The organism is Ectothiorhodospiraceae bacterium BW-2, from assembly GCA_008375315.1.
Lineage (GTDB): Bacteria > Pseudomonadota > Gammaproteobacteria > Thiohalomonadales > Thiohalomonadaceae > BW-2.
On the sequence record CP032507.1, the window covers coordinates 3,686,514 to 3,706,836 of the forward strand.

A 20,323-nucleotide genomic window follows, 5' to 3' on the forward strand; every position below is an offset into this window, starting at 1 on the left:
AGCGATCACTCACCACCCGCAGCTTTACCGTTACGCGCCAATGCGCCAGCAACGGAAAACCGCTCTGCAACATACCCCGTACCGCAGATTGTGACGCTGACAAGGCAGGTCTCCTGGCTCACAGATCACCACCGTAACCCCCTTCCCAACGCCTCTATTCGGTAAGCGCCAGTGGTTTTTGGTTACGATTCACTGTTTACAGTTGCGGGGACAGCCGGGGAGTGCGGTCATCTATCGACCCTACCCCGTTCCCTTTTAATCCCTAAGGACACCTTGTCGGTAGCGCTATTGTAAGTGAAGTCTAACCAGACAACAACCTAGCTGCGTGCCATGGCTGTGATCAGAAATCGGCTCTTTACTGTTGCGGGAAGAGCCGGTAAGTGAGGTACACTATGCCCTCACCCCGTTCTCTTTTAATCTGGATGACAAACGAAGTCTAACCATGCAACAACCTAGTCGTTTTCAGCTACAAACTGCCTGCCGCGCACTCTCTAACGGCGGTGTGGTTGCCTATCCTACCGAAGCGGTATGGGGGCTCGGTTGCGATCCTCTCCACTCAACAGCTTTACAGCAACTACTAACGCTTAAACGGCGCCGTGCTGATAAGGGGTTAATTCTCATTGCGGCCACTATCGAACAGCTCTCCCCCTTTTGGCACCCCGACTTTACCCCTACCCCTGAGATGTTAGCTAGCTGGCCCGGCCCTCACACCTGGCTAGTTCCTAAGCATCCACAGTTACCCCCTCTGCTATCGGGAGAGCATCAGACCATTGCCGTTCGGGTGAGCGCCCATCTTGGTGTCATTGCGCTCTGCCAAGCTTTTGGGGGGGCAATCACCTCCACGAGTGCTAATCGCAGCGGCGGCTCAGCGGCTATCACCGAGCGACAGTGCCGTCACCGTTTCGGTAATCGTATCCACTACCTGTCCGGCCCAACAGGGGGGGCAGCTCGCCCTAGTACCATTCGTCACGCCCTCAGCGGAGCTTGGATAAGGAGATAGTTGGTTATGTTAGTTCTCGGCATCGAAACCTCCTGCGATGAGAGCGGTATCGCCCTCTACGACAGTGACACCCATCAGGTTAACCACCAGCTATTTAGCCAAATCGAACTGCACGCCCGCTATGGCGGGGTGGTTCCCGAACTCGCCTCCCGCGACCATATCCGTCGAATATTACCCCTGCTGCAGCAGCTATTAGAGCAGCAGCAGGTGGCACTCAGTGAGTTAGAGGGTATCGCCTATACCGCTGGCCCCGGACTGATTGGTGCCTTAATGGTCGGTGCCGCTATCGGTCGCTCGCTCGCCTTTAGTCTCAATATTGCTGCAGTCGCAGTACACCACATGGAGGGGCATCTGCTAGCGCCGATGCTAGAGCCTCTGCCGCCGACATTCCCTTTTACCGCGCTGCTCGTCTCGGGCGGCCATACGCTGCTGGTCGATGTGAACGGCATCGGAGAGTATGCCATTATCGGCGAGTCGCTTGATGATGCCGCCGGTGAGGCGTTTGATAAAACGGCCAAGCTGCTCGATTTGGGCTACCCCGGTGGCCCCGCTATCGCTAAGGCGGCTGCCGCAGGTGACCCCCATCGCTGGCGCTTTCCGCGTCCGATGACCGATCGTCCAGGGCTCGACTTCAGTTTTAGTGGCCTCAAGACCTTTACGCTGAATACTTGGCAGAGCGGCTCACAAACAGCGGCAGATCGCAACGATATTGCCGCTGCGTTTGAAGAGGCGGTAGTCGATACTTTAGCCATAAAGTGCCGCCGTGCGATGCAGCAGACCGGCCATCGCCAGCTAGTGATAGCCGGTGGCGTCAGTGCCAATCAAAAGCTACGCCAGCGACTACAGCAACAGGCAGATAAGTACCGATTTGAACTCTACTACCCCCGAGCCGAATTTTGTACCGATAATGGTGCCATGATCGCCTACGCCGGTTACTGTCGTCTAGCCGCCGGAGAGCGAGCCGAGCCCCACTTTAGCCCCCGTCCGCGCTGGCCGCTAGATCAGCTAACGCCACCGTGAACAATGTTTGGCACTGTTAATGGCTCTATCTCGGTCAATCAAGATGACTCAGCGGGAAGCTAAAAATCGGGGTGGCAAACTTATCGGTACGCACTCTCGCTAACACCTTATTGGTGACGACAATCTCGCCACTGGCCAGATCGCGAATGTAGTAGCGACACTCACTGATACCGTGGTACATATTGACCGCCAAAATGTCGATTTGAGCCGTCTCCGAGGTATCGCTTAAATTAACCAGCGGTAACGAGAGGCCAAAGGTGTCGGTATCGGTTCCTATCGACTGAAAGAAGAGCTCTAGCTCAATGTCGGCCTCCGCTCTCTCTTTGGTCACAACAATCGCAAATCGCTGCTCTAAGCCGGTGGCTATCAGACGCTGAGCGTAGTCGAGCAGGGCACCGGTTTTAATAAAATGGCTCTGTAGATAGACCCTCTTGCCAGCGAGCGGCAGAAACTCCTCCTCCGGCAGGGAGAGCACCATCTTCTCTAAGCTGTAGCTAATCAGTCGCTGTTCGGTAGAGCCGTTGTAGTGATCCACCACCTGTCGGGTAGAGCAGCCAGCGACTGCCAGTACCATTAGCCCCACCACCGATACTTTTCGTAAACACCAAAACATACCCTTACCCCCTAAAAGAAAGCGATGCCACCGGAGTTATCAGCCGCCGCCTCCTCCTGAGCTGGAGAGCGCATCGTCTCAATCACGCGCGATAGCTCCTCATCCATCCCCAGACTCTGCCGAAACAGAGTATCGACTTCGGCTAGATGGCTATCGGCAATGGCCGAGAGCTGATCCTCCTGCTCGACAGTTAAGATCGCAGTTGCCCCCAAATTGGCTAGCTCTTGGTGGGTCTGCTCCACTAAATCTTCAAAAATTTTAGCGACTGAGAGGTTGAGCTGGTGGTTCTGCGCACGATATTTATCGATCACCCGATGAAACGCCTCCACCCCCTCTATCGCCCTCATTCCCGCCTCAAAGCCATCCATGAGCATCGCTAAATTATCGACATCGCTCTGCAACTTATCCACCAAGAGTGATGCACAGCCCCAGTTAAACACCGCTCGGTCGTGACCGAAACGGTAGATACGATCCTCATCTTGCAGCATCTGCAGCACGCTATTAGATATCTCATGGTTAATAGCGTTATCGGAGAGAAAGAGGTGATTTTGATCGGTGTGAATGTATAGGGTCGCCCGAGTACCAAACCCCCTCGTGACGACAAATAGGTTCTCACACAACGTCTTAACATCGCTGCAACTAAACGCCTTTTGCAGAAAACGGCAGATAGAGTAAACCTTAGCGTTATCGTTTTGCAGCGTCATCAGTGCCGAGGTCGTCAGTTGCAGACTATCCTCGACCTCTAACCGCTGCTTAGCGAGCGTCAGCTCATGCTTCACCTTGTTGTAGAGATCTTCGACCAAAAACGGCTTAGTAATGTAGGCCGCTGCACCGACATCGTAGCCGCGAAAGATATCCTCACCACTCTTCTTGCCACTCAAGAAGAGTACCGGTGTCCTAGCCCCTGCGTCGGAGCGCTTAATCTGTTGGCACACTTCATAGCCATCTATCGTTGGCATATTGACATCAAGCAGCACCAGATCGGGCGAACGCTGGTTAAAGGCCTGAATCGCGGCCTCACCGTTATTGACCACTAGCGTCTGAAACTCATCAAAGATATCGACCACCAGATCGGTTATCAACTCATCATCGTCGGCAATCAGAAGAATCGGTTTGGTTATCATGGATAGCTGCTTTTCCCTCACTCTCAGCGTTGAACTTCAAATTTTGGGGGTATGCTAGCATAAACACGAAAATATTTTGCGTCCCCATCACGAAATGGCTAGACTATGGGCTATGAAATACGAACAAAACGATGGCCTCTATCTGCTGCAAATTAGCATTCATGGCCTTATTCGAAGGGAAAACCTCGAATTAGGGCGTGATGCCGATACCGGTGGTCAAATAAAATATGTCATTGAGCTAGCAAGCGAGCTCGGTCACCACTCGGCGATTGCTCGGCTCGATCTCATCACCCGACAGTTGCAAGATGAGACCATCGCCGCCGACTATGCTGAGCCCTTTGAGCAGCTAAGTCCCCGAGCGCAAATTGTTCGCATCCCCTGCGGCGATAACCGCTATATCGTCAAAGAGCAGCTCTGGGACTATCTCGATAACTTTGCCGATAACCTACTTGACTATCTAAGCGAGCAGCCTCGTCTGCCCGATCTCATCCATAGCCACTACGCCGATGCCGGTTATGTCGCTACCCGTCTATCGCACCAGCTCGGTATCCCCCTAGTCCATACCGGCCACTCCCTCGGTCGCAGTAAGCGTAAACGGCTACTCGCCACCGGGCTCAATAGCGATACCTTAGAGCAGCGTTACAACATCTCCCGCCGCATTGAGGCTGAGGAGCAGACGCTCGGCAGCGCCGACCGGATTATCACCAGCACCTATCAGGAGATTGAGGAGCAGTACGGCCTCTACGACTACTACCAGCCAGATAGGATGCGGGTCGTCCCCCCCGGTACCGATTTAAGCCGCTTCTACCCCCCCGATGGCAGCGAAACCGACTCCCATCTCCTAGCCATGCTCGGCCACTTTCTGCGCCAGCCCGAAAAGCCACCGATTCTGGCCATCTCCCGCCCCGATCAGCGCAAAAATATCATCACCCTCATAGAGGCCTATGGGGAGTCTTTGGCGCTACAGCAGCAGGCCAATCTCATTATTATCGCCGGGAATCGGGACGATATTCGTGAGTTAGAGAGTGGCGCACAAGAGGTGTTAACCGATATTCTACTCACGATTGATCTCTACGATCTCTACGGTAAGGTCGCCTACCCTAAACACCATAGTAGCGATGATATCCCCCTCTTCTATCGATTAGCCGCCAAACTAGGGGGAATCTTTATCAATCCGGCGCTCACTGAACCGTTCGGGCTGACGCTCATTGAGGCCGCCGCCTGCGGTCTGCCGATTATTGCCACAGAAGATGGCGGACCGGTCGATATTATCGGCAACTGCCACAACGGCTTTTTAATCGACCCGCTCAGCCACGACGATATTAGCCAAAAGTGTCTGCAACTACTACAACATCAGGAGCTGTGGGAGCAGATGGCTCACAACGGCGCTCAAGGGGTGGCGCGACACTACTCCTGGTCGGCCCATGTTACCCGCTATCTTGAGGTGATACGACCGGTCATCGATAAGAGTGAACCGGTCATCCAGAGCCGTCCGCAGCGGCGGCAGATGCTCTACCACGATCGCGCCATCTTTAGCGATATCGATCAGAGCCTAATCGGCGAGCCGAAAGCGCTGCGGCAGTTTATTCAGCTATTGCAACAAAATCGACTCTGCACCACCTTTGGCATCGCGACCGGTCGCCGACTCGATTCGGCGCTAAAGCTGTTTCGTCAAGAGGGGTTACCGCAGCCCGATATCTTAATCACCAGCCTCGGTACCGAGATCTACTACGCCCCTAATCTGACCCGTGATACCGCTTGGAGCGACCATATCAACCATTTATGGGATAGAAAGCGGCTGCTACGACTGATGACCGATATCGAAGGGATATCGCTACAGCCGAAACGGGAGCAGAGCCCCTTTAAACTCAGCTACTTTATTGATCCCGATATCGCCCCATCGGTTAACGATATCTACCACTACCTGCTCCAGAACGATCAGTCGGTTAATCTGGTGATGTCGTTTGGAATGTACCTCGATCTGCTACCGGCTAGGGCCTCTAAAGGCCAAGCCCTACGCTGGGTCGCCCGCCAGTGGGAGATTCCATTAGACCATATCCTGACCGCCGGCGGCTCCGGTGCCGATGAGGATATGATGCGCGGCAACACCCTAGCGGTCGTGGTCGCTAACCGCCACCATGAGGAGCTCTCGGAACTTGCCGATGTAGAGAGGATCTACTTTGCTACCCAAAAGTGCGCCGCCGGCATTATTGAGGCGATCGAACACTACCACTTTTTTGATCTGTGCCGTCTCAATCATAACCCACCCTCAAAGAGTCCCGACAATGTATGAACAGGTCTCCCATACACTGCTAAACGACATTCTGCTAGAGCTGAAACCCGATATCCGTAGTCAAAATATCCGCCACTTCTATACTCGGCTAGGGGCCAACTTCTACAATATCTACTCACTCTTTCACCACCTCTATGGTCGGCGAGACGACTTTAGACTCCACGCCCAAAATCTGGTCGAGACAATGGCGCGGCAATATATTCGCCGCCCCGACGCCTTAAAACAGCTCGATCTGGAGCGGGAGCGAGATCACAACTGGTTTCTACACCAGCAGTGGGTAGGAATGGCACTCTATAGCGACGGCTTTGCCGGTAATCTGAACGGCCTACGGGAGCGGGCTCACTACTTTCAGGAGCTAGGGGTGAATATGATCCATCTCATGCCGATCCTCAAATGTCCCCGCGGCGCGAGTGACGGCGGCTATGCGGTGAGCGATTTTCGCCAAATTGACTCCCGCATCGGCACCATGAGCGATTTAGAGCAGCTCATCGAAGAGCTACACCGGCGCGACATTTTAGTGACGCTCGATGTTGTCCTAAACCATACCTCCAATGAGCATGAGTGGGCAAAACTGGCTCGTAGGGGGCAGACAAAGTATCAGGACTACTACTATCTCTTCGAGAATCGCGAAGTGCCCGATATGTTCGAACAGACGATGCCGGAGATATTCCCCGAGATGTCCCCCGGCAACTTCACCTGGGATGAACAGATGAGCAAGTGGGTGATGACCGTCTTTAATAGCTACCAGTGGGATCTCAACTACACCAATCCTGCGGTCTTTATCGAAATGCTCGATATTATCCTCTACTGGGCTAACAAGGGGGCCGACATTATCCGTCTCGATGCGGTCGCCTTTTTATGGAAGAAGATCGGCAGCACCTGCCAAAATGAGCGCGAAGCCCATCTGCTACTACAATTAATGAAAGATTGCTGTCAGGTCACCGCCCCAGGAATGATCTTTATCGCCGAAGCGATTGTGGCACCGGTGGAGATTATCAAATATTTTGGTGAAGATGCCATTAATGCCAAAGAGTGCGAAATCGCCTACAACGCCACCTTTATGGCGCTATTGTGGGATGCGATTGCCACCAAAAATACCCGCCTACTCTATCAGGGACTCAAATCGCTACCCGACAAACTAGAGCGGGCGACTTGGCTCAACTATGTCCGCTGCCACGACGATATTGGACTCGGATTTGATGATCACGATATTCGTATTGTCGGTTACGAACCCCTCGCCCATCGCCGCTTTCTGGTTGACTACTTTACCGGTGAGTATCCCGGCTCGACCGCAAAAGGGCTCCCCTTTGGCTGCAACGACAAAACGGGCGATGCCCGTATCTCTGGCACCCTCGCCTCTTTAGTCGGACTACACTACGCCTTAGAGCACGACGATGAGCATGAGCTCGATAGCGCCATTCGCAGAGTGATGCTGCTCCACAGCATGATTCTCTCCTTCGGCGGTATTCCGCTGCTCTACTACGGCGATGAGCTAGGCACCCGTAACGACTGCTCTTTTGTCGAAGATGAGAGCAAAATTAACGACACCCGCTGGGCTCACCGCCCTAAAATCGACTGGGAGAGGGCCGATCTACGCTGGCAGCCGGGGAGTGTCGAGTATCGTATCTTTCAGGGGTTACGCAACTTAATCGCGGTACGCAAGGAGATCCCCTCGTTTGCCGACTTTAACAACCGCGAGCTGCTCGATATCGATAACCCGCACCTCTTTGTCTTTATCCGCTTTAACCTAACGATGCCCGGCAGCGTGCTCGTGGTCGCCAACTTTGATCACCATCCTCAATACCTCAATCTCGATACCATGCCCCACCGCGCCTTTTCACAACCGACTCCCCTACTCGATCTCATTAGTGGCGACCGCCCCGCGATGTTTGAGAACCAGTTAGTTATCCCCCCCTACCACTGCTACTGGTTAACCCAATAATATCTGTTACTTCCCCTGACCATAGCCTACATATCGAGCCAGTGCTGCCATAACCAGCCACTAATAAAACCGCCAACCATCCCACTGATCAGACCGGCACTAGCGACTGTCGGCAACATGGCGGTCATCTGCACCACGAGCGCCTGATACTCCCCCGCTAACGGCGGATCGAGCGATGCGGCAATTAACCACAACCCCACCGTCACAAACAGCGACACCGCCATACCGACCAGCGCCCCATCGGCAGGAGGCGGCAATAACTTCTCAAACCAACCGATAAACCGCAACACCAACCGAGTATAGAACAGCCCCACCACCGGACAGAGAATAGCCACCATTATCGTCGGCGTCAGCCGCCACGCCATCCAATGAAACAGCCCCACCACCAGCAGCGACACCACCGCACCGGCAACGAGTCCCGTCATCGACTTCGCATCGGCTCTACCGACCCGACTATGGCGCGAAAAGAGGCCATAACCGGCACCGACCACGATCCCCACTAGCAGCGCATAACCAAACAGCTGTAACGGTTCGACCGCCTCGCCCTTCCAGATAAGATAGAAGACACCATAGGCCGACACAAAAAAGGAGAGGATCACCGTCAGGCGCATACTGCCATAGATTAACGCCGCCACTCCCGAAGAGAGGGTACCGGCTAGCAGATAGGCCAGCCCCCCCCCTCCCCACGGCAACGCAATGGCATAGAAAAAAGCAAACAGCACGCCAAATAGCGTGCCAACAAAGCCCCAAATAACAGCACGCAGAGTCGATTCTTTCAATAATTCAATCAATTGGGGAGGAATAGCGATACCACATCGTTCACACTCCTCCTCATCTAACCCCAACTCCCGCTTCAGATCATCATTTCGCATACACTACCTCAATTTAACCGCACAAGCCCAATCACCCCTTGCCTCTGTTCATCTTGGCTCGAAGTCCTTACAATAGCACGCAACGAGATAACTTTTGAGGATTGGCAATGGCAAATATTTTAATCGTAGATGACTCCAACTCAATGCGACAGATGGTTAGTTTCACCCTCAAGGGGGCTGGCCATCACATTACCGAGGCCAGTGACGGAGTGCAAGGGCTAACCAAGACGAAGGGGAGTCAGTTCGATCTGATCATTAGCGATATCAATATGCCCAACATGGACGGCATCGCCATGGTTAAAGCGGTGCGCCAACTGCCAAACTACAAATTTACCCCCATATTGATGCTAACTACCGAGTCGGCATCACACAAAAAACAGGAGGGCAAAGCGGCGGGAGCCACCGGCTGGATTATCAAGCCATTTAACCCTAACGGCCTACTCACCACCGTCAACAAAGTGCTGCGCTAACCAACCGCCGCCATACCTAAACCTTTGGAAAACCTCCCCACCTACCACTGTTTTGATGCCGAGGCGGTCAGCCTCGACACCTTTCGCGGCCAACGCATTATCGTGGTCAACCCTGAGAGTCTGACACGGCTAGCCGATGAGGCGTTCGGGACGATTAACCATCTGTTTCGCGCCTCTCATCTGCAACAGCTACGACAAATTGTAGAAGACAAACAGACCTCCCACAACGACCGCTATGTCGCACTGCAACAGCTAAAAAACGCCGTAACGGCCGCAGAAGGGCGGCTACCGGCGTGCCAAGATACCGGCACAGCGACGATTTACGCCCGCAAAGGGGCGCAGATCTGGAGTGGCGGTCACGATATTGCCGCCCTAGAGCAGGGGATTGTTCAAGCCTATCACCGCCTCAACTTGCGCTACTCCCAACTTGCCCCCCTAACGCTGTTTACAGAGAGAAATACCGGCACCAACCTACCCGCCCAAATCGATATTGAAGCAACTGCGGGGGAGCAGTACCAATTCCTGTTTCTAGCGAAAGGGGGAGGCTCGGCCAATAAGACCCTCCTCTACCAACAGAGTAAAGCTATCCTCAACCACGACGCACTAGAGCAATTTCTGCGCCAAGAGCTGCCCAAAATCGGCACCTCCGCCTGCCCCCCCTACCATCTCGCCATCGTCATCGGCGGCACGTCGGCAGAGGCGACCCTAAAGATGGTCAAACTAGCCGCAGCGCGTTACATCGATAGCTATCTGCCCCACAGTGGTGATGAGAGTGGCCGCCCCTTTCGCGATCTGGCGTTAGAGGCCGAAGTACTAGCGCTCACCCGTCAGCTCGGTATCGGTGCCCAATTTGGCGGGCGCTACTTTGCCCACGATGTCAGAGTAGTACGCCTACCGCGTCACGGCGCCTCCTGTCCTATCGGCATCGGCCTCTCCTGCTCGGCAGATCGCCATCTTACCGCCTATATCGACCGTAACGGGATCTATCTGGAGCAGTTAGAGCGAGATCCAGCCCGTTTTCTACCCCAAACCCCTCTAGCCGAATCGGCAGTGATCGACATCGATCTCAACCAACCGCTAGCCGATATCCGCGCCCAGCTTAGTCGGCACCCAGTAGGGACTCGACTGAGCTTAAACGGCCCCCTCATTGTCGCCCGCGATATTGCCCACGCCCAACTAAAAGCGCAACTCGATAGTGGCGAGCCGCTGCCGGACTACCTCAAACAGCACCCCATCTACTACGCCGGTCCGGCTAAGAGCCCCGCCGGCTACCCTAGCGGCTCCTTCGGCCCGACCACCGCTGGCCGCATGGATAGCTATATCGATCTATTTCAGCGCCACGGCGCAGCCCTCATCACCATCGCCAAGGGTAACCGTAGCCTAGAAGTCACTCGCGCCTGTCACCGCTATGGGGGCTTCTATTTAGGCTCAATTGGCGGTGTTGGCGCTCAACTGAGCCACGACTCGATTCGGGCGATGACCCCTATCGCCTTTGAGGAGCTAGGCATGGAGGCGATATTTAAACTACAGGTAAACAACTTTCCCGCCTTTATTATTATTGATGACAAAGGCAACGACTTCTACGCCACCCCCCACCCATAACCGATAGATAGTTAGAGACAGACTAGAGAGAACCGCTAATGCCTCCCCCCCTATTCGATCAAAATGAAGCGCTCGCTAGGGCCGGTCACAACGCCACCCTCACCGCTGAGCTATTTACCATGTTCCAAGCAGATCTTCCCGAGTATCGCCGAGAGATTGCCGCCTTTAACCGCCATACCCCACTCGCCCCCTTTGTCAATACGATACATAAACTGCTCGGGGCGACCCGCTACTGCGGCTTTCTAGCGCTGCAACAGCTCGTCACCGAGTGTGATGAGGCGCTAAAGAGCGGAAAAGCAGACCGTTTTCTCTCTCTAAGAGAGCCGTTGTTAACCCAAATCGACGCCGTCCTTGCCCTAAAATCCCCCTTTACTACCGCTACCGGAAGCTAACCCATGCGCTATCTTACTCTACCGCTCCTCACGCTTATGATTATCCTCTCTAGCTGTAGCTACACCTCACCCACCCCTGTAGCGACGACTAGCCAAGAGGTAGTCGTCATGGCCTCCGCCGAACCAGACAGCCTCATTATGGTCTCCTCGGCCACAGCAGCCGAGCATCTAGTCAACCAGATAGGTGAAAAGATGATTGAGGATAGACGGCTGCTAGTGACCAGCTTCGTCAATATCCATAACCTCAACGATAGCGCCCCCTTCGGTCGAGTCGCAGCACAGATCTACTCGACCCAGTTTACCAACTACGGCTTTTCGGTGCTTGAGACCCGTATGCGCTCCAATCTTGCGATTCGTGAACAGCAGGGGGAGTTTATCCTCTCACGGGAGCTCGATCAGATTAGCCAAGAGCATCGAGTGCAGGGGGTACTAGTCGGTACCTACGCCATTGCCGGTGAGCAGGTCTTTATTACCGCGCGGGTCATCGACTCGGCCGATAATGTCGCCATCGCCTCCTTCGACTACCGCCTCCCCCTGAACGACGAGACCCGACCGCTATTTAAGCCGGCCCCCGAACATAGCGATGCAGATCGTTCCCTCTATGGCGGCGTGATCAATAACCGCTAACAGCGCTTTGCCACACCGACTCACCGTTATCGTCACTGTTGTGCAGTCCAACTCGCGCCACTAAGCCGGTGTGGGCACCCGGTGCGGTCTCGAACGGTGCCATATAGAGCGCATCGCCAACAATAGCGCCACCAATATAGCCCCGACTACCGCTATGGAGGGTTGCCGTATCGCAAAAGTGCCACGCTGCCGGATCATCAAACGCTAACGAGCAGTGATAGCGGCTAATCTGCCCATGGTAGCGCCCTTCGGCTAGGCAGTGGGGGATAAAGTAGCAGTCGCCCTCATGATAGAGCGCCCCAAAAAACCCACGACTATCGGGCTGTAGGGTGGCGGTATCAAAAAAGTCCCACGACGACCCACTCTCCAGCGGCAGGTGGGTGTCATAACGGGCAATTTGGCCATAACGCCCCTCCCCATCGAAGTAGGGCGAGAGGTAGAGGTAGCGACCATCAAACGCCCCCCCCACAAAACCTCGGCCACGACGGTTAAAACGGCTGATATCGACACTGCGCCAGCTCGCGGCCGACTCAAACTCACCACGATTCGGATCATAAACCATCACCAAACCATGATAGTCGCGCCCCTCACGCACATAGGGGACAAACACAATCTGCTCCCCCACCACCACCGCCGAGTGGTAGCCTCGCGCCTCTGGCCAGCCATTCGCTTCGGCATCAAAAAAGTGCCACCCAGCACCGCTAAAATCGGCGCGAGTATCGTAGCTAGCAAACAGACCATGGTGGCGGCTCCAGCTCTGCTGATAGGGGGAGAGATAGAGCCTACCGGCCGCAAACGCACCGCTAATATACCCTTTAGCTCCGGCATGTAGCGACTCTAAATCGATCCAGTGCCACCCGTCACGACTCTCAAACGGCACGGTGGTATCGTAACGACAGAGCTCTCCATGGTGCCCCTGCTGATTATGGTAGGGCACCATATAGAGGTAGCGGCCATCAAAAAAGCCATCGACAAAGCCACAGCTCGCTGAGTTCACCGCTGCGGTATCGAAAAAGGCCCAGCTCGATGGCAAGCTTAACTCACGCTGAGTATCGTAGCGGGCGACTTGGCCATAGAAATGGCCACTCATCATCGGAATAAAGTAGAGGTAGCGCTGCCCGTCATAGACTGCGCCGGAGAACCCCTTAGCCGTCGGATTCAATTGACTGATATCGATAAACTCAATAGAAGGTTGCATAGTCTCCTACTTGTCCTAGTTTTGGTTCTGGTTCTGATTCTGGCGTGATCTCATGGCCTGAGTTAGCCTCAGAGCGTGACGACCACTCCACCCGTCGCGCTCGATAGAAACCACTACCGAAAGCGGCTCCGTAGAGGAGACTCGATTGGGTCGGGCCGAAGCTAAACAGCGGCACCGCAATGGCATTAAAAGCGCCAAAACTGACCCAAAACAGGAGGCTAGAGGCGAGGTTAAGCTGTAGCCTGCCTCCGAGCTCCATCACCTCCGGAATATGGCGCAGATCACTATCGGTTAACGATACTTGAGCGCTATTGGCCGTCAGCTCCGGCGCATGGTTTAACGAAATCGAGACATTCGCCTGCTTCATCGCCATCGCATCGTTCAGACCATCCCCGACAAAACAGATCCGATGGCCCTGTCGTTGCAAGCGGGCGATTAACGCCGCCTTGCCATCGGGTAGCACCTCAGCAAAGTAGCCGTTTAAAGGTAGCTGTTCGGCTAGCGACCGACACGCCGCCTCACTATCGCCGGAGACCATATAGATATGCCCCACCCCTAACGCCCGCAAGCGGGCGAGTAGCGGCTCCACTTCAGCCCGTAGCAGCGGAGCAAAACCCATCACCCCAACCACCTGATCATCGATTGCGACCACGCCGTGGGAGTAGTGAGAGGAGTCGGAGAGTGTCGCCTGTAGTGAGGCAGGAATCGTCAACCCTAGTGAGTCGATATAACGGAGACTACCAAAGTGGATAAGCTGACCATCAATAGTCGCCTCAACCCCCATTCCGGGCTGGTAGCGGCTCTTTTCGACCCTCGGTAGGGTCAAACCACGCCGCTTCACCTCCTGCTGTAACGACTCGGCCACCGGATGGTAGAGGCGCTCTTCAGCCGCCGTGGCGAGCGTGAGCAGCCTCTCTTCGCTAACTCCGGCACAGCACTCGATACGGACTAAGCGGGGCCTCTCCTCGGTTAGGGTGCCGCTCTTATCGAGTAGGACAGTGGTAATAAAGGGGAACTCCTCCAGCACCCGGCCATCTTTAATTAATACCCCCCGCTTAGCGGCAGCCTGTAGATGGCTATTGGTCTGTAGGGTTAACATCGTTCTAATGGTATTGGTCGGCGCACTAAAGAGTAGCGCTGAAGCGGTCGCTAGCCCCGCTAACGGCCAGACCAGCGCAGTCACCACTAACAGCGGCACGACAGCCCCATCGGCCCACGCCTCGCCCTTTAACTGGAGCCGATTTTTATAGTCTCGGGTCTGTTTGAGTAGCTGCTCTAACTGGCGGCTCTGGCTCTCTTTGCCGCTACAGCTAGCCTCTATCGTCATACGACCATCGACAAGGAGGGTCGAGGCATAGACTCGATCTCCGACGCGACGACTGATCGGCAGACTCTCGCCGGTCAGTAGCTGCTGGTCTAACTCTCCCTCCCCGGCAACGACAATGCCATCGACCGCCAGTAGCTCACCGGTTGTCAGATGGAGTCTGTCACCGCGCTGAATCTCGCTCAGTAACAACTCAATTTCGACCCCCTCCCGCTCAACCCAGAGCGTTCTATCCTGTTGGTCAAACGACTCGGTCAATAGCCGCGTGGTCTCACTCTGACTCTCAGCAACCGTTCTACCGGCCAGATGATAGACGCTGTTATGCACCGCAGCGGCAAAATAGCTCCCCCCCCCGACACAGAGTAGCGCCACCGCCGCACTGTAGCTGTGGCTATCGACCTTGTTATCGCGGTAGAGGGCGTTAAAAGATCGCGCTAGCATCGGTGCGGCGCTATAACTGATGAGTCCTAAATTGAGTATCGATAAGGGGGGATAGAGCCAAGAGCCCACCGTGGTTGAGAGCAGTGAGAGCTGACTTAAACGCAGATGGTGGTGATGGTGATCGTGGTCGTGGTCGTGATGGTCGTGGTGTCGTTGGCGCTTGTGCGAACTCTCCGCCACCTCCTCACTCTCTTGGCGGCGAGATCGCCGTTTCCCCACCCAATGGCTGCCGACAAGCGCCCCGAACACTACCCCTAACGGTAATAACAGCATCAATTATCTCCTCAAACTACGCTGAAAACGGGCGATATGGGTCAGATCGTGCGCTATATTGTGCCAGTGACGCGACGATAAGGGGCTATCCGATCCGCTCTCTAGGGGAAGATCACGCAGCAGATCGGGCCAGAGCGCTACCTCAGAGCAGCGGGATAGCTCCTGCTCGAACGCCTCATCCGCCCCCATTTGACGCAGGCGTGAGAGGGTATCGACGCGATAGCGCAGCGTCGTAATGCTATCGGCACATAACCCTTGATCGATGCGAGTGATTTTTGAGGGGGGCAGCACAAAAAACGCCCCGCCATCGACACGCACCACCGCTTGGCGTTGCAGATCAAAGAGCCGCGCATTATCGGTAATCGATCCCTCACGACAGCGATGGTCATGGTTGCCATAGATATGGAGCGTTAACAGCGGCTCGTGCCCCGGATTCCCGAGCTGATGAATCAGCGCAGGGCTCACCGTACGAACCTCGCCCGGCTCAAGCCATTCGCGAAGTTCGGTACGCAACTGCTCGCCCTGTAAGGAGAAGATACCGTGCTCTGCCCGACCTAGGGCCATAAAGGCCCCCCATCTAGCATGGCCGTGGTCATGAATCGCCGAGATATCGCCCGCTGCCCACGACATCACCCTAACGGAGAAGAAGCGACCATGGTAGAGCTCTCTTCTGCCATAACTGTCGCTCGGCGAGTGGTTAAACTCCCCCCAAGAGGCCAAATCGGCAGCCCGAATCTCGCTATCGGCCATCCACTTCGCGAGCTGTGCACTCTCTACCACCTCAGCAGACTCAATCGCCTCAACTATCTGCTGTAGTCGCTCCGGTATCGGCACGGATCCCTCCATTAGCTTAAATTGAGTCTCATATAGGCCGGATAGGCCTGCTCTCGGCTAAGATCATTCTCAAACAGCACCCAGTTATCGCGCCGCTCTAATTCACTAAAATGATTGAATTTATAGGTCATATACATCATGCGGTTACGATCATTTTCGACAAACTCTGCCTGTAGCTCTACCCCCGCTTCGCGGGCTAGATTGCGCAGATAGCTAATCATCACCCCACCGACCCCGCGACTCATCACTCGGCACGACATCAGCAGCAGCTTAATCGTCCACACCCCCTCCCCCTTCTCGATGAGAGTTAGGCCGATTTTGCCATAGCTGCCATACTTATCATCGAGTCCGGCAACTAGCAGGAGATGATCATCAGAGGCGGCAAAGTGGGCTAGCTCGTCATAGTCGTAGGTGTAGGCGGTGGTATTGAGTTGGTTGGTGCGTTGGGTCAGCTCCTCGGCCCGTTTCAGATCGCCCTCTTCGGCTGGGGCGATCGTCAGCACCATCTCTAGTGTGGCTAAAAAGGCATCTTGCGGGCCGTCGAACCGCTCTTCAACCTCCTTACGGGCGATATCGCTCTGGTACATCTGCCGCCTTTGGCGCGAGTCATCGGTGATAAAGCGCGGAATCATCACCGACATATCGGCCACCCGTGTGATATCGGCCGCATCGAGCAGTGTCACTTGGGGGTGAACAAAACCGACCTCCTCGCGCTCAAACGGCTGATCATCGATAAAGGCGATGGTATCGAGACCGATATTAATCGACTTGGCGATGGCGCTAATCGCCTCCGATTTGGTGCCCCAGCCAATTTGGGGGTAGAGAAAGTAGTGCTCTAGCTGTAGCTCTTTTAGCTTGGCTAGCGCCACTGCCGGATCATTTTTACTGGCGATGGAGTGGAGAATCCCACGCTCATCCAGCGTTTTTAACAGCGCCACCGCCTCCAGATTGAGCTCGACCTCACTATCTTCGAGCAGCACGCCATGCCAGAGAGTGTGGTCGAGATCCCAGACCAGACACTTGATTTTATGCTCCTTAGCCATCGCTCATTTACTCCTGTGGCTGTTTCGCCCGTCGCGCCGCCCGCTTGGCCACTAGATGTTGCTGATAACCCGATTTGGCGATAATAATCTGCTGCATCTGGTTACTCCCTTCAATAATTTCCATAATTTTGGCATCGCGATAGAAGCGCTGCACCGGGTAGTCGCTAGAGCAGCCATTAGCGCCATGAATCTGCACCGCACTATCGGTCGCTTTGACCGCGACGCGGGAGGCAAAATATTTGGCCATGGAGGTCTCCATAATCAGCGATGGCTCGCCAATATCTTTTAGGTAGGCGGCATGGTAATTAAGCATTCTAGCCGCTTTAATATCAACCACCATATCGGCCAAAAGCTGCTGAATTAGCTGATGTTTATTGAGCGCCTCACCGAACTGACGCCTCTCACCGGCGTAGGCCATTGAGGCATCAAGCGCCGCCTGAGCTAAGCCGACACAGCCCCAGCCGACACAGTAGCGGCCATGATCTAGCGCAGTATTGGCGATATGGCTAAAGCCAAAGCCGACCCGTCCGAGCAGATTCTCAGCCGGCACTACCACATCTTTCATCACCAGTTTAGCAATATTCGCCGCGCGAAAACCGAGCATACCGGTAATCGGTTCGCGACTAAACCCGGCCATGTTGCTCTGGACTAGAAACGCGGCCGGTTTATCATCAACTTTGGCAATGATTAAAATCAGATTGGCCGAATCTCCAAACGAAATCCAGCGCTTTTCGGCATTTAACAGAAACGAGCCATCCGCCTGCTCTACGGCGACACTCTCGATGCTCTTTGCGTCGCTACCGACATTCGGCTCGGTCAGGCCAAAAGCGCCAACCGCCGCACCGCTAGCCAGTTTAGGCAGCCAGTTCGCCTTTTGCGCCTCGGTACCCCACTTTGCAATCGACTGTAGTACCATGCCGTGAACGGTTAACAGACTCAGTAGCGAAGCGCTACCGCGACCAAACTCTTCACACAGCAGCCCCCAGCTCACCGCATCCATTGAGCCACCGCCATACTCGCTATCGATCAACGCGCCAAGGTAACCCTCAGCCGCCATCGCATCGATCATCGACTGGGGGGTACGCTGGGCGCTATCGTGCTCATCGGCCACCGGTTCGACATGGGTCTCTACCCACTGTCGAAAGGCCTGTTGCGAAGCCCGCTGCTGTTCAGTTAATGCCATATCCATCGCTGATCTCCCTTAACCCTTTTCACCAATAAAGTTCACAATTGCGTTAACCGACTTAAAATTTTCGTAGTCGAGATCCTCATTAGCGACCACAATGCCGTACTCCTTTTCAACAAACAGCACCAACTGCATCGCAAACAGCGAATTGACCATCCCCGAGGCAAACAGATCGTGGTCGCCATCGACCTCTGGATCGCTAACAAATTGACCTAAAAAGTCACGCACCTTCGCTTCAATATCCAATGTTCACTCCTGCATTTAACAACAATGGTTCATAGTAACTAAACTTTAACAAACAGCGCCATCGACTCAACATGGGCGGTATGGGGAAACATATCTAATACCCCAACCCGTTGCAATCGATAGCCAAACCGATTCACCAACTCACCGGCATCTCTAGCCAGCGTCGCCGGATTACAAGAGACATAGAGTAGGGTCGTCACCCCCATCGCAGCCAAATGGGGCAATACCCTATCGGCACCACTGCGTGAGGGATCGAGCAACACCTTGTCAAATCGCTGCTGCCACCACGGCTGCTGGGCTAAATTATCGCCACCTAAATCGGCCGCGTAAAAGGTCACATTATCGAGCCGATTGAGGGCGCTATTCTCTCTCGCCCGCTCAACCAGTAACTCACTCCCCTCCACTCCGACCACCTCAGCCACTTGAGTCGCTAGCGCCAGCGTAAAGTTACCTAGACCACAGAAGAGATCTAATACCCGCTGCTGCGGTTGCAGCTCTAGCCAGTCGAGCGCCTGGGTCACCATTAAACGGTTAATCGCCGGGTTAACTTGGGTAAAGTCGGAGGGTTCAAACTGGTAGCTCACCCCAAATTGGGGTAGCTGATACTTTAAGACTACCGTTTGTGGCCAGAGTGGCGTCATGCTATCTGGCCCTTTCGGTTGCAGATAGAGGGCCAACGAGTGCGATATGGCATAGTCGGTCAGACGCTGTAGATCGCGCTCAGAGAGCGGGTCGAGATGGCGCACCACTAGCGCCGTTTGGCTCTCATCGACCGCCACCTCTAGCTGGGCAATGCGGTCAAAGCTATCGAGTGAGCCGATCAGCTCAGCCAGTGCCGGTAGCTGCTCTGCAACTGATGGATGGAGTACCGGACAGTGGTCAATGTCGGCAATAAAGCTGCTGCGCCGCTCCCGAAAACCTATCATCACCCGCTCACGCGCCTTCACATAGCGCACCCCTAATCGCGCCTTGTGGCGATAGCCCCACTGCGGTCCTAGTAGGGGGGGGGCCACTTCAACCGCCGCCACCTTGCCGATACGGGTTAAATTACTCAATAACTGCTGCTGTTTAAAGTCGATCTGCGCTGCCGGTTTAAGGTGCTGTAGCACACAACCGCCACAACGACCGAAGGCGCTACAGCGCGGCTCAACTCGCTGTGGCGAAGCGGTGAGAATCGCCTCTGCCCGCCCGACATCGTAACTGCGCCGACTCTCAACATAACGAAAAGTGACCTGCTCCTGCGGTAGCGCATCTTCGACAAAGATCTTTTTCCCCTCGACAGTCGCCACCCCGCGCCCATCGTGCGAGAGCGAGTCGATAGTCACCCGCACCGGATCGAGCTGCTGCAGCCGCTGTCTAGCCCGTTTTCGTGCCATTAGCTCGAAAAAATACCCGTCGAGAGGTAGCGATCTCCTCGATCACAGACGATAGAGACTACCAAGGCCCCTCCTATAGTCAAAAACAACAACTTTATTGGCACAGACAGACATAAGCTCTCCAGTTCGGCTTCACTCAACATCGCCGCGCCACTTTAACACCGCTCATCCTCTGACGGCAATGGTGAACCCACATTCTGCCTGCCCATCTAGGATGGGGAGCCGCTAAGGCGGTTGACTATCGGCTCAGGGAAATGTATTTTTCAGGCAGGATTTGAAAAGATCAAAAACGGAACACAGGCTAAAATCGGTGCGATGCTAGGACAGAATATTTATGCGGTTGACCTGTTCTGCGGGGCAGGCGGACTGACGCATGGTCTCGTGAAGGCCGGTTGCGCGTGGGGGCTTTTGACCGATGGCGAACGATGGACGCTAGTCAACGCAGGG

Annotated in this window: 18 protein-coding genes, 1 pseudogene and 1 riboswitch; of the genes and pseudogenes, 9 read left to right on the forward strand and 10 right to left on the reverse strand. The window is 54.8% G+C overall.

Annotated elements, in window-relative coordinates; genetic code table 11:
* Nucleotides 1-85: 85 nt before the first annotated feature.
* A riboswitch (cobalamin riboswitch) is annotated at nucleotides 86-291 on the reverse strand.
* Between the two features lie 151 nt (nucleotides 292-442).
* Nucleotides 443-1,000 carry a tRNA threonylcarbamoyladenosine biosynthesis protein RimN gene (locus D5085_17275; protein ID QEP45212.1) on the forward strand — a complete coding sequence of 186 codons (558 nt, stop codon included), beginning with the start codon at nucleotides 443-445 and terminating at the stop codon, nucleotides 998-1,000.
* A 6-nt stretch (nucleotides 1,001-1,006) separates the two neighbouring features.
* Nucleotides 1,007-2,020, forward strand: coding sequence for a tRNA (adenosine(37)-N6)-threonylcarbamoyltransferase complex transferase subunit TsaD (gene tsaD, locus D5085_17280; protein ID QEP44733.1), 1,014 nt, complete (start codon nucleotides 1,007-1,009; stop codon nucleotides 2,018-2,020).
* A 34-nt stretch (nucleotides 2,021-2,054) separates the two neighbouring features.
* On the opposite strand, the gene D5085_17285 is transcribed toward tsaD, so the two are convergent.
* A complete protein-coding gene (locus D5085_17285; GenBank protein QEP44734.1) occupies nucleotides 2,055-2,633 on the reverse strand; it encodes a hypothetical protein in 579 nt (192 codons plus the stop codon).
* 11 nt (nucleotides 2,634-2,644) lie between these two features.
* Nucleotides 2,645-3,757: a response regulator gene (locus D5085_17290; protein ID QEP44735.1), complete on the reverse strand. Its 1,113-nt coding sequence runs from the start codon at nucleotides 3,755-3,757 to the stop codon at nucleotides 2,645-2,647.
* A 112-nt stretch (nucleotides 3,758-3,869) separates the two neighbouring features.
* On the opposite strand from D5085_17290, the gene D5085_17295 reads away from it, so the two are divergent.
* Nucleotides 3,870-6,050: an HAD-IIB family hydrolase gene (locus D5085_17295; protein QEP44736.1), complete on the forward strand. Its 2,181-nt coding sequence runs from the start codon at nucleotides 3,870-3,872 to the stop codon at nucleotides 6,048-6,050.
* Nucleotides 6,043-7,992, forward strand: a complete 1,950-nt coding sequence (locus D5085_17300) for an alpha-amylase (protein ID QEP44737.1) — start codon at nucleotides 6,043-6,045, stop codon at nucleotides 7,990-7,992. Before D5085_17295 ends, D5085_17300 begins: the two co-directional genes overlap by 8 nt.
* Nucleotides 7,993-8,018: 26 nt before the next feature.
* On the opposite strand, the gene D5085_17305 is transcribed toward D5085_17300, so the two are convergent.
* The gene (locus tag D5085_17305; protein ID QEP44738.1) at nucleotides 8,019-8,864 is read right to left on the reverse strand and encodes a hypothetical protein; all 846 of its coding nucleotides are present in this window, start codon (nucleotides 8,862-8,864) and stop codon (nucleotides 8,019-8,021) included.
* A 107-nt stretch (nucleotides 8,865-8,971) separates the two neighbouring features.
* On the opposite strand from D5085_17305, the gene D5085_17310 reads away from it, so the two are divergent.
* The 4 genes from D5085_17310 to D5085_17325 all read left to right on the forward strand — a co-directional run bounded on the left by D5085_17310 (nucleotide 8,972) and on the right by D5085_17325 (nucleotide 11,955).
* Nucleotides 8,972-9,334, forward strand: a complete 363-nt coding sequence (locus D5085_17310) for a response regulator (protein ID QEP44739.1) — start codon at nucleotides 8,972-8,974, stop codon at nucleotides 9,332-9,334.
* Nucleotides 9,335-9,346: 12 nt separating this feature from the next.
* Nucleotides 9,347-10,936, forward strand: a complete 1,590-nt coding sequence (locus D5085_17315) for a fumarate hydratase (GenBank protein ID QEP44740.1) — start codon at nucleotides 9,347-9,349, stop codon at nucleotides 10,934-10,936.
* Nucleotides 10,937-10,974: 38 nt separating this feature from the next.
* Nucleotides 10,975-11,328 carry a hypothetical protein gene (locus D5085_17320; GenBank protein QEP44741.1) on the forward strand — a complete coding sequence of 118 codons (354 nt, stop codon included), beginning with the start codon at nucleotides 10,975-10,977 and terminating at the stop codon, nucleotides 11,326-11,328.
* 108 nt (nucleotides 11,329-11,436) lie between these two features.
* Nucleotides 11,437-11,955: a hypothetical protein gene (locus D5085_17325; protein ID QEP44742.1), complete on the forward strand. Its 519-nt coding sequence runs from the start codon at nucleotides 11,437-11,439 to the stop codon at nucleotides 11,953-11,955.
* Here D5085_17325 and D5085_17330 read toward each other — a convergent pair.
* Genes D5085_17330 through rlmD form a run of 7 tightly spaced genes read right to left on the reverse strand, consistent with a single transcriptional unit; the run spans nucleotide 11,942 to nucleotide 19,876 of the window.
* Nucleotides 11,942-13,153, reverse strand: a complete 1,212-nt coding sequence (locus tag D5085_17330) for a hypothetical protein (GenBank protein QEP44743.1) — start codon at nucleotides 13,151-13,153, stop codon at nucleotides 11,942-11,944. The two genes, D5085_17325 and D5085_17330, sit on opposite strands and share 14 nt — an antisense overlap.
* Entirely contained in the window at nucleotides 13,137-15,191 is a 2,055-nt protein-coding gene (locus tag D5085_17335) for an HAD family hydrolase (protein ID QEP44744.1), read from the reverse strand. The genes D5085_17330 and D5085_17335 overlap by 17 nt, the downstream gene beginning before the upstream one ends.
* 3 nt (nucleotides 15,192-15,194) lie before the next feature.
* Nucleotides 15,195-16,037 (reverse strand): cysteine dioxygenase, encoded by an 843-nt coding sequence (locus tag D5085_17340; GenBank protein QEP44745.1) that lies wholly within the window; start codon nucleotides 16,035-16,037, stop codon nucleotides 15,195-15,197.
* On the reverse strand, nucleotides 16,037-17,068 hold the full coding sequence (locus D5085_17345; GenBank protein QEP44746.1) for an HAD-IIIC family phosphatase: 1,032 nt from the start codon (nucleotides 17,066-17,068) through the stop codon (nucleotides 16,037-16,039). Before D5085_17345 ends, D5085_17340 begins: the two co-directional genes overlap by 1 nt.
* Before the next feature lie 7 nt (nucleotides 17,069-17,075).
* The gene (locus tag D5085_17350) at nucleotides 17,076-18,257 is read right to left on the reverse strand and encodes an acyl-CoA dehydrogenase (GenBank protein ID QEP44747.1); all 1,182 of its coding nucleotides are present in this window, start codon (nucleotides 18,255-18,257) and stop codon (nucleotides 17,076-17,078) included.
* A gap of 12 nt (nucleotides 18,258-18,269) precedes the next feature.
* Nucleotides 18,270-18,494 carry an acyl carrier protein gene (locus D5085_17355; protein QEP45213.1) on the reverse strand — a complete coding sequence of 75 codons (225 nt, stop codon included), beginning with the start codon at nucleotides 18,492-18,494 and terminating at the stop codon, nucleotides 18,270-18,272.
* A gap of 44 nt (nucleotides 18,495-18,538) precedes the next feature.
* Nucleotides 18,539-19,876, reverse strand: coding sequence for a 23S rRNA (uracil(1939)-C(5))-methyltransferase RlmD (gene rlmD, locus D5085_17360; GenBank protein QEP44748.1), 1,338 nt, complete (start codon nucleotides 19,874-19,876; stop codon nucleotides 18,539-18,541).
* Nucleotides 19,877-20,158: 282 nt separating this feature from the next.
* Between rlmD and D5085_17365 the strand changes: the two are divergent.
* Nucleotides 20,159-20,269: pseudogene (locus D5085_17365) on the forward strand (DNA cytosine methyltransferase).
* Nucleotides 20,270-20,323 lie beyond the last annotated feature (54 nt).

Bases quoted from the DNA above. Each gene is read 5' to 3' on its own strand.
- D5085_17290 (QEP44735.1), bottom strand. From the start codon at position 3,757: ATGATAACCAAACCGATTCTTCTGATTGCCGACGATGATGAGTTGATA.
- D5085_17350 (QEP44747.1), bottom strand. From the start codon at position 18,257: ATGGATATGGCATTAACTGAACAGCAGCGGGCTTCGCAACAGGCCTTT.
- D5085_17285 (QEP44734.1), bottom strand. From the start codon at position 2,633: ATGTTTTGGTGTTTACGAAAAGTATCGGTGGTGGGGCTAATGGTACTG.
- D5085_17335 (QEP44744.1), bottom strand. From the start codon at position 15,191: ATGCTGTTATTACCGTTAGGGGTAGTGTTCGGGGCGCTTGTCGGCAGC.
- D5085_17340 (QEP44745.1), bottom strand. From the start codon at position 16,037: ATGGAGGGATCCGTGCCGATACCGGAGCGACTACAGCAGATAGTTGAG.
- D5085_17300 (QEP44737.1), top strand. From the start codon at position 6,043: ATGTATGAACAGGTCTCCCATACACTGCTAAACGACATTCTGCTAGAG.
- D5085_17305 (QEP44738.1), bottom strand. From the start codon at position 8,864: ATGCGAAATGATGATCTGAAGCGGGAGTTGGGGTTAGATGAGGAGGAG.
- D5085_17345 (QEP44746.1), bottom strand. From the start codon at position 17,068: ATGGCTAAGGAGCATAAAATCAAGTGTCTGGTCTGGGATCTCGACCAC.
- D5085_17330 (QEP44743.1), bottom strand. From the start codon at position 13,153: ATGCAACCTTCTATTGAGTTTATCGATATCAGTCAATTGAATCCGACG.
- D5085_17320 (QEP44741.1), top strand. From the start codon at position 10,975: ATGCCTCCCCCCCTATTCGATCAAAATGAAGCGCTCGCTAGGGCCGGT.
- tsaD (QEP44733.1), top strand. From the start codon at position 1,007: ATGTTAGTTCTCGGCATCGAAACCTCCTGCGATGAGAGCGGTATCGCC.
- D5085_17310 (QEP44739.1), top strand. From the start codon at position 8,972: ATGGCAAATATTTTAATCGTAGATGACTCCAACTCAATGCGACAGATG.
- D5085_17295 (QEP44736.1), top strand. From the start codon at position 3,870: ATGAAATACGAACAAAACGATGGCCTCTATCTGCTGCAAATTAGCATT.
- D5085_17325 (QEP44742.1), top strand. From the start codon at position 11,437: ATGGCCTCCGCCGAACCAGACAGCCTCATTATGGTCTCCTCGGCCACA.
- D5085_17275 (QEP45212.1), top strand. From the start codon at position 443: ATGCAACAACCTAGTCGTTTTCAGCTACAAACTGCCTGCCGCGCACTC.
- rlmD (QEP44748.1), bottom strand. From the start codon at position 19,876: ATGGCACGAAAACGGGCTAGACAGCGGCTGCAGCAGCTCGATCCGGTG.